The 14,647-nt window shown below is 47.8% G+C and carries 12 protein-coding genes and 1 pseudogene; 2 read left to right on the forward strand and 11 right to left on the reverse strand.

The genetic code is table 11. From position 1 onward, the window contains the following. Positions 1-13: 13 nt before the first annotated feature. The 7 genes from mgtA to DBK98_RS17470 form a co-directional block, all read right to left on the reverse strand. Positions 14-2,668, reverse strand: coding sequence for a magnesium-translocating P-type ATPase (gene mgtA / locus DBK98_RS17435; protein WP_022011619.1), 2,655 nt, complete (start codon positions 2,666-2,668; stop codon positions 14-16). 151 nt (positions 2,669-2,819) lie between these two features. Beyond that, complete coding sequence (locus DBK98_RS17440; RefSeq protein WP_032537024.1) at positions 2,820-4,187, reverse strand: HAMP domain-containing sensor histidine kinase; 1,368 nt, start codon at positions 4,185-4,187, stop codon at positions 2,820-2,822. Continuing rightward, positions 4,184-4,873 (reverse strand): response regulator transcription factor, encoded by a 690-nt coding sequence (locus tag DBK98_RS17445; RefSeq protein ID WP_005806723.1) that lies wholly within the window; start codon positions 4,871-4,873, stop codon positions 4,184-4,186. The genes DBK98_RS17440 and DBK98_RS17445 overlap by 4 nt, the downstream gene beginning before the upstream one ends. Positions 4,874-5,244: 371 nt before the next feature. Then, the gene (locus DBK98_RS17455; protein ID WP_032537023.1) at positions 5,245-6,360 is read right to left on the reverse strand and encodes an AAA family ATPase; all 1,116 of its coding nucleotides are present in this window, start codon (positions 6,358-6,360) and stop codon (positions 5,245-5,247) included. Continuing rightward, a complete protein-coding gene (locus tag DBK98_RS17460) occupies positions 6,357-7,070 on the reverse strand; it encodes an RNA ligase family protein (RefSeq protein WP_032537022.1) in 714 nt (237 codons plus the stop codon). Before DBK98_RS17460 ends, DBK98_RS17455 begins: the two co-directional genes overlap by 4 nt. Before the next feature lie 25 nt (positions 7,071-7,095). Then, positions 7,096-7,716, reverse strand: a complete 621-nt coding sequence (gene prfH / locus DBK98_RS17465; protein ID WP_005820657.1) for a peptide chain release factor H — start codon at positions 7,714-7,716, stop codon at positions 7,096-7,098. 4 nt (positions 7,717-7,720) lie between these two features. Continuing rightward, positions 7,721-9,118 (reverse strand): RtcB family protein, encoded by a 1,398-nt coding sequence (locus DBK98_RS17470; RefSeq protein ID WP_032537021.1) that lies wholly within the window; start codon positions 9,116-9,118, stop codon positions 7,721-7,723. Positions 9,119-9,708: 590 nt separating this feature from the next. Between DBK98_RS17470 and DBK98_RS17475 the strand changes: the two genes are divergently transcribed. After that, positions 9,709-11,010: a Na+/H+ antiporter NhaC family protein gene (locus tag DBK98_RS17475; protein ID WP_032537020.1), complete on the forward strand. Its 1,302-nt coding sequence runs from the start codon at positions 9,709-9,711 to the stop codon at positions 11,008-11,010. A 12-nt stretch (positions 11,011-11,022) separates the two neighbouring features. Here DBK98_RS17475 and DBK98_RS17480 read toward each other — a convergent pair. Next, a pseudogene (locus DBK98_RS17480) lies at positions 11,023-11,265 on the reverse strand (helix-turn-helix transcriptional regulator); the annotation flags it as partial. 133 nt (positions 11,266-11,398) lie between these two features. Here DBK98_RS17480 and DBK98_RS17485 point away from each other — a divergent pair. Then, complete coding sequence (locus DBK98_RS17485; RefSeq protein WP_005778447.1) at positions 11,399-11,944, forward strand: 30S ribosomal protein S16; 546 nt, start codon at positions 11,399-11,401, stop codon at positions 11,942-11,944. A gap of 250 nt (positions 11,945-12,194) precedes the next feature. Here the strand turns inward: DBK98_RS17485 and DBK98_RS17490 are convergent, their stop codons facing one another. From DBK98_RS17490 to DBK98_RS17500, 3 genes are all read right to left on the reverse strand, one after another. Beyond that, entirely contained in the window at positions 12,195-12,599 is a 405-nt protein-coding gene (locus DBK98_RS17490; protein WP_032530025.1) for a DUF4891 domain-containing protein, read from the reverse strand. Beyond that, positions 12,599-13,825 carry a 6-bladed beta-propeller gene (locus DBK98_RS17495; protein ID WP_032537019.1) on the reverse strand — a complete coding sequence of 409 codons (1,227 nt, stop codon included), beginning with the start codon at positions 13,823-13,825 and terminating at the stop codon, positions 12,599-12,601. The genes DBK98_RS17490 and DBK98_RS17495 overlap by 1 nt, the downstream gene beginning before the upstream one ends. A gap of 308 nt (positions 13,826-14,133) precedes the next feature. Further along, positions 14,134-14,502, reverse strand: coding sequence for an RNA-binding protein (locus DBK98_RS17500; protein WP_005778451.1), 369 nt, complete (start codon positions 14,500-14,502; stop codon positions 14,134-14,136). Between the last annotated feature and the right edge of the window lie 145 nt (positions 14,503-14,647).

Below are 14,647 nucleotides of genomic sequence, written 5' to 3' on the forward strand. Positions count from 1 at the left end.
TCTTTATTCGTGTTTACAGCCACTTCGTAAACCGCTTCACATACCATTGTTTAATAAGCTGCGTCAGCACACAATAGCTCAGCAGGATGCCTGCCAACCAGGGGAAATAACTGAGCGGCAACGGCATCAACCCGATGGAAGCCCCAAACTGCGTGAAGGGAATGACGATTCCCAGAACCATGATGACGGACGTTAGTCCTAATACCGGCCAGGATGCCGTACTCTGAATAAACGGGATCTTGCGGGTACGGATCATATGTACAATCAACGTTTGCGACAGCAAGCCCTCTACAAACCAACCGGACTGAAAGAGAGTCTGATGTTCGGGAGAGTTGCAACCGAACACATACCACATGACCAGAAATAAGGCTATGTCGAAAATAGAACTGACCGGACCGATAAAAATCATAAAACGGCTCAGGTCGGATGCATCCCATTTGCGCGGCTTCATCAGGTACTCCGGGTCCATCCGGTCGAACGGAATGGTGGACTGCGACGTATCGTACAGCAGATTCTGAACAAGCAGATGGACAGGCAGCATAGGCAGGAAAGGCAGAAAGGCACTGGCAGCCAGCACGCTGAACATATTGCCAAAGTTAGAACTGGCAGTCATCTTGATGTACTTCATAATGTTGCCAAACGTTCTGCGTCCCTCTATCACTCCATCTTCAAGCACCATCAGATCCTTCTCCAGCAGAATGATGTCGGCACTCTCCTTGGCGATGTCCACAGCCGTATCCACAGATATACCCACATCGGACTGGCGCAGGGCGGAAGCGTCATTGATGCCGTCACCCAGGAAGCCCACCGTATGTCCCAATTCCTGCAGCAAGGTGATGATACGGGTCTTCTGCATGGGAGCCAGCTTCGCAAACACGGTAGTCTGCCGTATTTTCAACTTCAGTTCTTCATCCGTCAGCCGCTCTATCTCCGTACCGTTCAGCGTACAGGCCGTATCGACTCCCACCTGACGGCAGATGGTACGTACAACCGCTTCGTTATCACCGGACAGCACTTTCACATCGACTCCATGGCTATGGAGCTGCCGGATGGCATTGGCTGCCGAAGGTTTGGGAGGGTCGAGAAAAGCGAGATAACCGATCAGCACCATTCCGGATTCGTCTTCGACAGAAAAATCATGTTCTTTTTCTACCCAACTCTTCTGTGCCACCGCCAGCACACGCATACCTTCTTTGTTCATCTGCTCACTGATGACAAAGGCTTTCCGCCGCAGCTCATCGGTCAACTCGTGAACGGTTTTGCCGAACTCTGCATGAGTGCAGATTGCAAGCATCTCCTCTACCGCTCCCTTGGTGATGATCTGACGCTTCCTCTGTTCGTCTTCCACCACCACGGACATACGTCGGCGGGTAAAGTCGAATGGGATTTCGTCTACCTTGGTATAAGCATCCCTGAGATAATCCAACTGTAACTCACGAACATGTGAAAGGATGGCACGATCCATCAGATTCTTCAGCCCCGTCTGGAAATAACTGTTGAAATAGGCATGACGGAGTACGCGGCACTCGTGATCCTCGCTCCCGTCAGCATTGATAAACTTTTCCAGTACAATGTGGTCGCGGGTCAGTGTCCCGGTCTTATCGGTGCAAAGAATGTCCATCGCCCCGAAATTCTGGATGGCGTTGAGGTTCTTGACAATGGTCTTTTTCTTAGCCATAGAGACAGCTCCTTTGCTCAGGTTAGCGGTGACAATCATCGGAAGCATCTCAGGAGTCAGTCCCACGGCTACGGAAATGGCAAAAATAAAGGCTTCGAACCAGTCGCCTTTCGTCACTCCGTTGATGAGAAACACCAGAGGCACCATCACCAGCATGAAACGGATCAGCAAAAGACTGACATTGCTGATTCCTTTATCGAATGCCGTCTGCGCACGTACGCCAACGATACTCCGGGCGATGGTGCCCAGATAGGTATCTCGCCCTGTACCGAAAACAATGGCACGTGCCGAACCGCTCACTACATTGGAGCCCATGAAGCAAATATCATCGAGCTCGACCACACTGCCGGAACGGTGACGATCCTCCGCCAATACGGCACACTTCTCTATGGCATCGGATTCTCCGGTCAACGAGGACTGGCTGACGAACAGGTCTTTCGACTCGATGACGCGGACATCGGCCGGAATCATATCTCCGGCAGCCAGACAGATGATGTCTCCCGGCACCAAGTCTGTAATGTTGATCTCGTACGGCTCCGGGGCACCGCTACGAATGACGGATGCGGTATTTTTCACCATCTTTTGCAAAGCATCCGAAGCCCTGCCGGAACGCCACTCCTGCGAGAAGCGCAACACGACACTCATCATCACCATACTTCCGATGACAAGGATACTGGTCCACTCCCGCTCTTCGGGCCGGGCCATCCAGACGTCGAGCACCAACGACACAAGCACAAGTGCCATCAGTACACCGATAAAGGGGTTGATAAAGGTTTTGCAAAACATCAGAAGCGGATTGGGGTGCGTCTCTTGCACGATTTTATTCTCACCGCAGCTTTTAAGCCGCTCTTCCGCATCCTCCTCCGAGAGTCCGTGGGGGGTAGTACAAAAATAGCCATACACCAACTTCAGCGGTTGGGTTGCTGCCAGAAATACCTTCTCGGTATTGAACTGCACAGTCTTGTCTGTTTGTTTCTTTCTAAAAATCATCATAGTACATTTTTTTTAGAGATACGGGGCCGCTCCCTATTGGAAGAATCCCATTCATTCATTTGCCTTTACAGTACAAAGGTAGGGAGCTCCCCGCAAAAGGGGCGTTAGAGAACGATTAGAGTACTATTAGATTTTTATTAGAGTTTCTTCAGATATGAGGAATTTCCACCGTATAGACCGTACCTTCACCCGGCTGGCTATTGACGGTGATTTCACCCTTATGGGTATGTATGATCTTTTGAGTCAGCATCATCCCGATGCCGTTTCCACGGGCATAGTCTTTATTGCTTCCCCGATAGAAAGGAGAAAACAGGTGTTGCATGTCATCGGCATTCATACCGATACCCGTGTCCGAAAAGCGGATAACAGACTTTTGCTCCCAAAAGCTGATCTGGACAAAAGAAGTGTGATTGGCGGAGAACTTGCAATTGTTCTCCATCAGGTTGACAAAAGCTGTTTTCAACAGATAGCCGTTGCCCAACACCGTGAGGACGGAGTCGTCATCGGCTTCTTCGCCGAATATCAATTCGATGGTATAGTCGGGGTTGGCTTTCATCACCATCTCACGGGCATCGAGCAGAAGCTCGTCCAGACGGATCTCTTCCAATTTGATCTGCTCGGGCAGATAATCGGCCTTGGCCAGATTGAGCAACCCTTCGGAAAGTTTCACCAACTTACGCGAATCGTCGAGCGCATTACCGATGGCACGGCGATATTCTTCGGAAGAACGCTCTTTCAGCAGAGCCAGTTCAAGTTCGGCAATCAGGGCAGCCATGGGAGTACGCAGTTCATGGGACACATTGCTGACGAACATTTTCTGAGAATCGAAAGACTGTTCCAGCCTTTCCAGCATCCGATTGAAGGTGGTGGCAAGTTCGCCCAATTCATCTTTTTCGTCCTTCACCGGCACACGCAGGTCGAGACGGGAAGCAGAAATAGCTTCCACCTCCCCGAGAATATCGGACACAGGAGCCAGAGCACTCCGCGAAAGCAGGTAACCGACTCCCGCCAAAAGAGCGATACCTAAAAAGAAAAGAACAATCAGCATGGTCTGCAAAGAGTGTTGCTTGGCATATCCGTAACCATCGAAAGCAGCCGCTGTGATGACGTAAGGTTTACCATGGAACGTGTAAAGGAGCCCGATGACCTGATAACCGTCCTGATAAAACTCGATAGATTTATTCTGCAAAATTCGGTCGATCATCTCAGGGGTCTCTTTCACCAGGTCGATCTGCTTGGCATCATGATAAAGCAAATGGAAAGTAGTATCGTAGATGGCTACCTCCACTTCATTGATAAATTCGCGGTTGTTGAGGTAAATGGACTGCATGGTCTTGGCATCCACCCGGTTGTCGAGGAAAAGGTTGGCTTTGGTGATGCCTTCCTTTTTCAGGTCACGGAAGAATTCATTGCTCCGGTTCCGCTCCGAAAACAGATAGATAGCAGCTACCAGCAACAGAAAAACGGCTGCCGTGAAACCGGTATAGCGGAGAGTGAGCCGGGTACCTATCTTCATAACTCCTGCCTGAATATAAAGCCCATACCGGGTTTGGTATGGATCAGTTTCACATCATAGTCCCGGTCTATCTTTTTGCGGAGATAGTTGATGTACACATCGATAAAGTTGGTGCCCGTATCGAAATGGGTATTCCACACCTTGTCGGCTATTTCAACACGGGTAAGTAACCGTTCGGGGTTCTCGGCCATATAAAGCAACAGGTTGTACTCTTTGGGAGAGAGTTTGATCTCCCTCTCCTGCCGATAGACGGTTTTTGTCTGCCGGTCGATGCGCAAGTCCGCATAGACGAGTTCCGTAAGTTGTGTTTCGGGTATACCGGGAAGTCGTCGTTTCAGCAATACCTTGATACGGGCATCGAGTTCGCGGAAATCGAAAGGTTTCACCATATAGTCGTCAGCCCCGGCATCGAAACCGTCGAGCTTATCATCCGTTGTGCCCAACGCTGTCAGCATCAGCACCGGAACCCGGTTATTGATGTTCCGTATCTCTTTACAAAGTTCGAAACCACTCATCTTCGGCAAGATTACATCGGAAATGACCATCTGAAACTCTCCGGCACGGAACAGGCGCAACCCCCAAGCTCCGTCGTAGGCAAGTTCCACCTGATAGCCGGACTCTTCGAGACCGCGCTTCAGCAGCTCCGCCACACGCTGTTCATCTTCCACAACCAGTATCTTTATCATGATGCAATCCCTCCTTACCGTTAGTTATCAATTCACCGGGCACAAAGATAAACACATAATGATAAATCCTCAACAGTATCGGTGTTTATTTGCCTCTTCTCGTTCCGGCCGCATCCGATGCTTGGTTCATGCCTACAGTGAACTACCGGCTAACGGGGAGAATGACTTAACGGGTATTGCTGTCGATAATGGGTATTGTGACCTAAATCATTTCATCAAGAGTTTCAAACGCTTTACCGGAAAAACGCCGTTACAATATTACAAACAAAATACAGACACCGCCAGAAAATAAACAGGGTGTAGCCATCCGGTCCGGATAGCTACACCCCAAGGTACCTAAGGCTACACCCTCCCCCCGGTTGGGTGTAGCCCTATTGTTCCTGCACGGCATAAACCACTTCGTGCGCTTCTGTCAACCGGGGAACCTCCAGTTTATCCAACATCGCATCCAGAACCGGCTCCGGCACTTTATATTCGCGTATGCCGTTTTGCCGCCGCCAGACGGAGTAAGGTTTCTCTATATAGACTATTTTCACCCGTGCCCCATAGGTGATGAACAAATCGACCAACTGGGCACGTCTTTGGCGGGTCACGTTGGTGGCATTCCAAATAAAGTCCTGTCCCTTCCGTAAGTAGCCCCGTGCCTGCTCTTTGGCCGTTTGTGCCACCCAGCCGTTAGCCGCTTTATCCGTGGGGCTGAGTTTATGTTCACGTCGGATAGCATCCAGACTGACAACCGGCATATCGGCACATCGAGACTCTATATAATAGTCTTTACCCATACCGGGCAGGCCTGCAAGCAAAGTAACCTCACATCTGAAATCATCGTGGGGGACATAATCGATATAAGCCTGATCCGTATGAAAATAATGGAAGCGGGCCGTATCACCGGCAAATGTCCGGGCTTTCCCCCAGCATTGTTGTTCACGGCAAAACATTTCAAAGAGTTCGGTAGCTTCCAGCAGTATTTCCCTGTCCGTGCAGATACGCCCGCAAATATCGGCCACAGCCAACTGTTTCAGTAACGAAGTGTCCAGCCTCAGCGAAGCTTCACAAGCACGTTTCAAGGGATCTTCCCGTTCCATCAGCCAGATAGGCAAACCATGATGGCGTACCAGAGAGGCAATATGCTCGCGAATACCGAAAGGCGTAGAAATATCCCTGTAAAGGAGGGTGCGTACAGTAGCTTCCCCCCGCTTCGCATGATTTTTGGAGGTGATCTGCCCATTGCCTTCATCGACCGAAGTCGAACGCTTTTCTACATCGTGAAGCAAAGCGGCTGCCCAAAGGATCTCCCGGTCCTGCTCCGCAAGCCTCAGATAGGAAGACTGTTGCTGCAATGCCTCGAGTACCATGCGGGTATGTACGGCTACACTTCCCTCGGCATGATGCAAAGCGTGCTGGGGAACCAGATCCATATCCCGCACCCAGCTGAACTGCTGTACCAGTGAATCCCAATCTTTCCGTTCTGTCAATCTCCAAATCATTCGTTACCTCCTTTCTCTTGTTTCGACTCCCACACCAGGCGGGCACGCTTCCAATGCCGTGTCCAATGCTCGTCTGTCTGCACATGCCCCTGACGGACATACTTAAACACATTACGGGCAAAGTCTGCGGTAAGATACTCGCCGGTATTGCGGGTTACTACCCCTTCACGGGTACAGTCCATCCCTGTCAGCGCATCGCGCGATCCGAAGACACTTGATTCCCCGGCCAGGCAGATGACATGCTGTTTCAGGGTTTCGGCTGTTAGTCCGTTTACCTGCTCCGTACACAATTCGGGTACAGTAGGCAAATCGAACAAAGCAGCATAAAACTTCACCTCTTCCCACGACAGCCATTTGTCGAGACAGCGGACTGCGAACACATAAAAATGGGTTTCCAGCCGCTTGTACTCGATGGAATGAACAGCATACAGATTCTCGCCGAAGAGTTCAATATCTCCCAGGTCATTCTTCAACAACTCCCAACGCTGACGCAACTGGCTCGTCCATGGTGAAGTGGTAGGAGCAGCATGCGAACGGGCAAAAACCCCGTATCTGCTTAAACAATTGTTCTCCCCATCCAGTTTTTCGGTATGGACCAGCGTGTCTATCTCCCGGATATCCTCCCAATAGGTATGGTTGATTCGGTCGTCACTCGTCGTCCCGGGAGAGAACGGATAGTGGTAGGTACGACCATATTTTTCTGATAACATAGCTTTTTCTTTTAATCGTTAATACTCAAAACCGGAGTTCTTCTTGAATGACCTTCACCGGGTTTCCCCTTTGAAGGCTGTTGTGGTTACTCCAGTTAGCCTGTGCCTGAATCATTGCCTGCTCTACATTCCAAGCAGTCAGCTTGACCAGCAATCGTTCGGTGGCCAGTTTCTTATTCTGCCATTGTGAACGTTGGTCGGATGCCACTACACTGATTCCGCTGGGAATATGGACAGCTCTTACAGCAGATTCCGTCTTATTGACATGCTGTCCGCCGGGTCCGGAAGCCCGCAAAGTTTCATAACGGATTTCATTTTCGGTTGCCTCACGGCTTTCGGACAGCAAGAAGGTCTGCACACCGACAAACCAATTTTTGCGTCTGTGATGAATCCGGTACGGGCTACGGGCAATCCACAACACGGTTCCCTCCCACTCTTCCACCAGTGTATCGCAACCTGCACCTTCAAGTGCAATGACTGCCGACAACAATGTACGGTTGGCAGGACCGGCTTCTTTTTCCACTATTTCCACTTTCAGTTTCCGGGTCTGGGCTTGTTTTAATATTCTCTCAAGCACTAATGCCACTACACGGCAACACTCCACGGGACCACGTCCCGAAGTGATTTGTAAATACGTCTTTTCCATCATTCTACTCTTTATTCATTCGTACGATACAGGGCATAAAGGTACCCTGAATTTCCACCAATGCCTCCTGAGTCTGCATCACCCGGTCAATGTCTTTGTAAGCCAACGGCATTTCTTCGACACTACCGCCAATCAGTGTCACGCCGGCCTGCGAAAGATACTTCTTCAGTGCTGACTGGGTAAAACTGTCTTTCGCTTTTTGGCGGGACATGGCGCGTCCTGCTCCATGAGAAGCGGAACAAAGGGCTTCACCCACTCCTTTTCCACATACCAGATAACCGAGAGTGGCCATACTTCCGGGAATCAGTCCCGGAAGGCCCTTCTGAGCCGGAGTTGCTCCTTTACGGTGTACAATGGCAGTTTGTCCGGAAGCAAGTTCCTCCTTCCATGCAAAGTTATGATGGTTGTTCACATTGGCCAGAGGTTTCAGTCCCAGAGCTTTGGCCAGATTCAGATGAATCCGTTCATGGCAGGCACGGGCATAATCGCCTGCCAGATTCATACTAAGCCAGTATTCCTGCCCCTCTTCCGTATCCAATCCCAACCAGGCAAAGTGCTGAGCCTCGCGGGGCAAGCGACAGATGTCACGGGCCAGCAGACTGTAATGCTTGGCAATGGCAGCACCCAGTCCCCGTGAACCGGAATGGGAAAGCAAAGCCGCATAACTACCCTCCGGAACTCCTAAGACATTGTCCGCCTGCAAGCTGATCCTGCCAAACTCCACAAAATGATTTCCACCACCGGAACTTCCCAGCTGTCGCACCGCTTTGCCATGCAGCCCTCTCAGCAATTCAGTCATTCGGAACTCTTCCCGGTCAAGTACCTCGTGTTCCTGAACAAAAGGCAACCCGCCATCCATGCCGAAATGAGTGAATTCTTTCAGCGCTTCTTTCATCTGATGCGAATAACGACTTAGAAAGTCTTCCCCGGCATCAAACAGGGTAAGACTCATCCGGCAACCTATATCAACTCCCACCGCATACGGAATGACTGCATTATCCGTAGCCAATACTCCGCCTATGGGTAATCCGTAACCGGCATGTGCATCGGGCATCAACGCTCCGGCAAGAGTGACCGGAAGGCGCATAGCCAGATTCATCTGTTGTTTGGCCAATGTTTCAATATGCTTGCTTCCGTATGTTTTATAAGCCAAAGGCTCGTCGAACAAATCATACGACGTAAAACTTTTTTCGACTAAAGTAGGAGAAAGTTGTTCGGCCAGTTTACTCCATACTTCGTTGTTTTTATATATTTCGGGATTTCCGAGTACATCGCCCAGGATAGCCAATATCCGCTCTTTTGTCTCGTGTTTACAATACTTGTTGACGAGGGCAACGGCCAGACTACGGGCCACGTTGTCTCTATATCCCAGTTTGCTTAAATCTTTCAAACGTATTCCCATACTGTTTTTCTTTCGCATACAATACCGGCTACCTGCCACGGGCAGGTAACAGACAATATGCGGGATACCAATACTTTAGAAAAGGATATAACACATCCTGTTCACAGCATTGAAGTGAATAATAAATAAATTAAACGTGATTGTGGAACTAATCAACCTGCATCGCCAGCAGCAGAATTGCGATGCGTATAAAAAAACAAAGTTGCAAAGCCCCATCCTCCCGACGGGTCAACTCAGTTCCAATTTTGAAGATATTATTTCTCTGACATAATTAAAACCCTTTCTGATTATTTAAAGGGTGAATACTCTGTTTATCGGCGGCAAAAGTAATAGTTCTTTTTATTCCCGCAAAACAAAAAGACATTTTTTTTCAGGAACAGTACCCATATTCATGAAAAAGCGGCACGAATCACTTCGCACCGCCCCTGTTGCTAACTCGCACCAAAGCTTCCCGCCTCACAGCGTTCTTCTCCGGAAATTTTTAAATGCATGAAGCGGTTAGCGTTAATCTTTATATTGTCGGTGCAAAATTACCGTTTTTCTCCCTATCATTCACTATCTTTGCACCTCAAAATTTTAAGAATCATTCAATGATAAACGAAGAAAAGATACATAAAAGCACTTCAGGCTGGTGGGCACTCAGCCCTTTATTCGTATTCTTGTGCCTCTATCTGGTCACCTCCATCCTGGTGAACGATTTCTACAAAGTTCCTATAACGGTGGCCTTCCTCATCTCGTCGTGCTATGCCATCGCCATCACACGGGGACTGAATCTGGAACAACGCGTCTATCAGTTCTCGGTAGGAGCTTCCAATAAAAATATTATGCTGATGGTGTGGATATTCATTCTGGCAGGAGCCTTTGCGCAGAGTGCCAAGCAGATGGGAGCCATCGATGCCACTGTAAACCTCACACTCCATATTCTGCCGGATAACCTTTTATTGGCAGGCATTTTTCTGGCTTCTTGCTTCATCTCCTTATCTATCGGTACCAGCGTGGGAACCATCGTGGCACTGACTCCCGTTGCCATCGGACTGGCGGAAAAAACCGGCATAGACCTGCCGTTTATGGTAGCGGTGGTAGTGGGCGGATCATTCTTCGGAGATAATCTTTCGTTCATCTCCGACACAACCATTGCCTCGACCAAGACACAGGAATGCGTGATGCGTGATAAGTTCCGGGTAAACTCCATGATCGTAGTGCCTGCCGCACTGGTGGTATTAGGTATCTATATCTTTCAGGGACTTTCGGTAGCTGCTCCGCCACAGGTACAGGAGATCGAATGGGTGAAAGTGATTCCTTACCTTATCGTATTGGGAACGGCCATAGCCGGAATGAACGTAATGTTGGTCTTGATAATAGGTATCTTCACCAGTGGTGTAATCGGTATCGCTACAGGCAGCCTCGGATTCTTCGATTGGTTCGGAGCTATGGGAACGGGCATTACCGGAATGGGTGAACTGATCATCATCACTCTGCTGGCGGGTGGAATGCTTGAAACCATCCGCTACAACGGAGGAATAGATTTCATTATTAACAAACTGACCCGGCATGTAAACGGAAAACGGGGAGCAGAACTCAGCATTGCCGCACTGGTGAGCATTGCCAACCTCTGCACGGCTAACAATACGATCGCTATCATCACTACCGGACCGATTGCTAAAGATATCGCGAAGAAGTTTCATCTGGACCGAAGAAAGACAGCGAGTATCCTCGATACTTTCTCGTGCCTCGTACAGGGGATCATCCCTTACGGAGCACAAATGCTGATTGCTGCCGGACTGGCACAGATCTCTCCGCTCAGTATCATCGGAAACCTGTATTATCCGTTTACAATGGGTATCTGTGCGCTGCTGGCCATTCTATTCCGTTATCCGAGGAGGTATTCCTGAATAGCGGACGGCTTACTTCCGGATATTCTGTAAATAGGCTTCAAGCGATTCATCTTTGCCCAATCCTAGCTTCTTGCGGATACGGCTTCGTCCGGAATTGACACTGGCACGCGAAATTCCTAAAGCAAGGGCTATCTCGTCAGTGCTCTGATTCAGCAAAATCAGCATACAAAGCAGTTCGTCGTTACGGGTCAGTTCGGGGCATTGGCAGCGCAAAGCGGGCAAATAATGGGGATAGAGTGCGGCAAACGAAAAGCTCAGAATGGAGTTATTATTATAAAAAAGAACAGGAAGTCTTTGTCAATCAAAACAAAACCCCTATCTTTGCGCCCGCTATTACGAGTTAATAGCATTAATTCAAATCATTCATTAAAAACATTTATTTAAAATGGCAACAAGAATTAGATTGCAAAGACATGGACGTAAAAGCTACGCTTTCTACTCTATCGTTATTGCAGACAGCAGAGCACCACGTGATGGTAAATTTACAGAGAAGATTGGTACTTACAACCCTAACACCAATCCTGCTACAGTAGATTTGAATTTCGAACGTGCTTTGCACTGGGTACTGGTAGGTGCACAACCTTCAGACACAGTTCGCAACATCCTTTCTCGTGAAGGCGTTTACATGAAGAAACACCTCCTTGGCGGTGTAGCTAAAGGTGCTTTCGGTGAAGCTGAAGCTGAAGCTAAATTCGAAGCTTGGAAGAACAACAAACAGTCTGGTCTGGCTGCTCTGAAAGCTAAAGAAGATGAAGCTAAAAAGGCTGACGAAAAAGCACGTCTGGAAGCTGAAAAGAAAGTAAACGAAGCAAAAGCAAAAGCATTGGCTGAAAAGAAAGCTGCTGAAGAAGCTGCTAAGGCTGCTGCTGAAGCTCCCGCAGAAGAAGCTGCTCCGGCAGAAGAAGCTGCAACTGAAGCTGCTGCTGAATAATAATCGGCAGTATCTATCATTAGTAAATAGGATTAAAACGATAAAATCCTCTCCGGTCCTGCCGGGGAGGATTTTTTATTAAGGCCATTCGGCAACCGGATTCACCACAGAAGGCACAGAGGGTTGCCTCAAAAGTTCTTTTCGCCACAGATTATCAATAGTGATAATCAATGACTTAAAATTCAATGTGTGTTACTCTGTATCTCCTTTGGTGAATTTCAGCACATCCTCGCAGTAAAAACACTGCCTTTTATTTCAGCACAACATAACGCAGAAAAACGACCTGATCTCCCGTTTTAACCGTTCCTTCTTTCAAAGCTTTCTCGTCTACACGGAAGGTTTTGAGGTATTTCTTCAGACTTTTGGTCACCGTGTAGGGTTGTTCTTTTTCATATCCCAGAATCGTTATACTACCGTCTTCGTTGATCGTGACTTTACATTTAATATTAAAAGTCAACCCGCGCAATTTCTTGGCTTCCGCTTTGTTTATCCAGAAAATATAGGTTGCCTTTCCGATATCATTCTTCTTTTCGACCTTCTTCTCTTTAGAGTATTCATCGTATACTTTAAACGAAGGTTCACTTTTGCTGCTGCCATCTCCACACGAAGTGCAGGCCAACAGAACCGACAACAAGATTCCAAATACTTTTTTCATTATTGAGCTCCTTTCTGCTTAGCGTATATTACATAACTATTATCTTCTTCTCCTATCGACTGACCAAACTCCCGCAGGGCATTCGCACTCTCCCCGGCCATACCGCTCAGATAGGCTTCGATCTCTGCTTTCAGCGATCCAGGCTCCACGAGCCGTATATACTGCCTGTCGTAAAAAGCCCAGGGTGTCCATAGCCGGTCCGGCATACCTCCCATAAAATCATTCACTATACGGAAAAAGGTTCCGCGCAACGATTTCTTATCTACTACAAAGTACGAAGTATCCTGAGATTCCCACAGTCCGTCACCTACCTGCTTATCTACCGCCAACTTTCCGATATAAACCCGGGGTAACTCGTAATACATCGTCATCGAACGTTTCCGATTTCCGATATCGAGCGTAAAGCGGGGCGTCAGCCTGCTCTCCGAACGTATATAATGATAAAGTGTATCAGGGCGTAACTCCCAGAAGGTCGAGATATAGAGATCGACTGCTTCCGTATTGGCCCCATACGCGATATCATTACTATAATCGGAAACAACAAACAGATGCTTAGGTGTGGGAACAGAGTCCAACAGATTTCCTTCAAAATCCTGTGTCCATGCAACCAAAGGGTATCCGGTAAAAGGAAGTGCCCCCACTGTAATCTCTCGTTTGTCCGTATTGATCCGGAACATGGCTTTGGAGACAGGCCGATGCAGCGGAATGGATGGCAGCGGTTTCCCTTTCAAGTCGTAAACATAGATAACATTACTGTTAGCAAAAGGGATCAGATAAATGCAATTATGTTTTTCATCAATCCGGGCTTTATATATAGAACGATACTCTCCCGGTCCCTGCCCTATAGCACCTATATCGGTAATGAACTTTCCCTTTTTATCAAACAACCGGCAGGGATGAAGTGTATAAACAGAACCGTAAACGAGAATGTAGTTTTCAGAGACACATAGATTGCTTACCCCTACCATCGCTTCATCGCGGTTATCCAACTTGATGATCCGAAAGTCCTCTACAAAGAAGCTGAGCGGTAAGTCAATCGTATCTTTCAGTGCATTTAGATCACATACCACAACAGAATCCTGACCGGTCCACTGACGGGAAGCCACAACCGGCCATTGCTCCGATAAGTCCTTCTCTTCTATCTTCGGAACAGCCGAACAAGAAGAGACTAAAAATACTCCCCCCAGAATTGAACTCAAGAAAAGTAATTTCCCGGAATTTTTCATATACCCTCCTTTTCTATAAATACAAAGATAAAAATAAAAACGAATATCTTACGAATATTCCGTAGTTTTTTTATTCATTCCGGAGTTTGTCTATATAAATAGGGCACGCTACAGAAGGCACAGAGTTTTAATCCTTTGTTTATAAGTACGTCTGAAAGAAATATTTTTCTTTGTACCCTCCGCACACTCTGTGGCGAAAGTACACAAAATTATACACCCGCCACACACCACATAAAAAAAGATGCCCGGGATAAATCCCGGACATCTCTCCTTCAAGTCTGTTTGGACAGACTGGTAATCTCTTTTGATTAATATCTGTCACGACCGCCGCCATAGCCGCCGCCACGATTACCACCACCGTAACCGCCACCACGGTTGTTACCGTAGCCACCACGACTACCACCACCGTAATTGTTATTACGACGCGGTCCTTCTTCTCTCGGACGTGCAACTGATACAGAAAGTGTTTTTCCGTCTATTTCTTTTTCGTTCAGTGCTGCGATGGCAGCATTTCCCTCTTCGTCATTCGGCATTTCTACGAAACCGAATCCTTTAGAACGGCCAGTCTCTCTGTCCATGACAATTTTGGCTGAAATAACTTCTCCAAACTCTTCGAATAATTCTCCTAAATCGGCGTTGCTAAGATTATAGCTGATGCCTGCAATAAAAATGTTCATTGAAAAAAAATAATTAATACAATTAATAAAATTTGTTATGTTAGAGAAGTCTTAATAAGGAGATAAATTACTCTACAAGTACCTTGGAAATAAAACACATCCTATCAGAAATCTTTAATACGCGGTAAATATAGACATTTACAAT

The organism is Bacteroides sp. PHL 2737 (genome assembly GCF_004115325.2).
Classification (GTDB): Bacteria; Bacteroidota; Bacteroidia; order Bacteroidales; family Bacteroidaceae; genus Bacteroides; species Bacteroides hominis.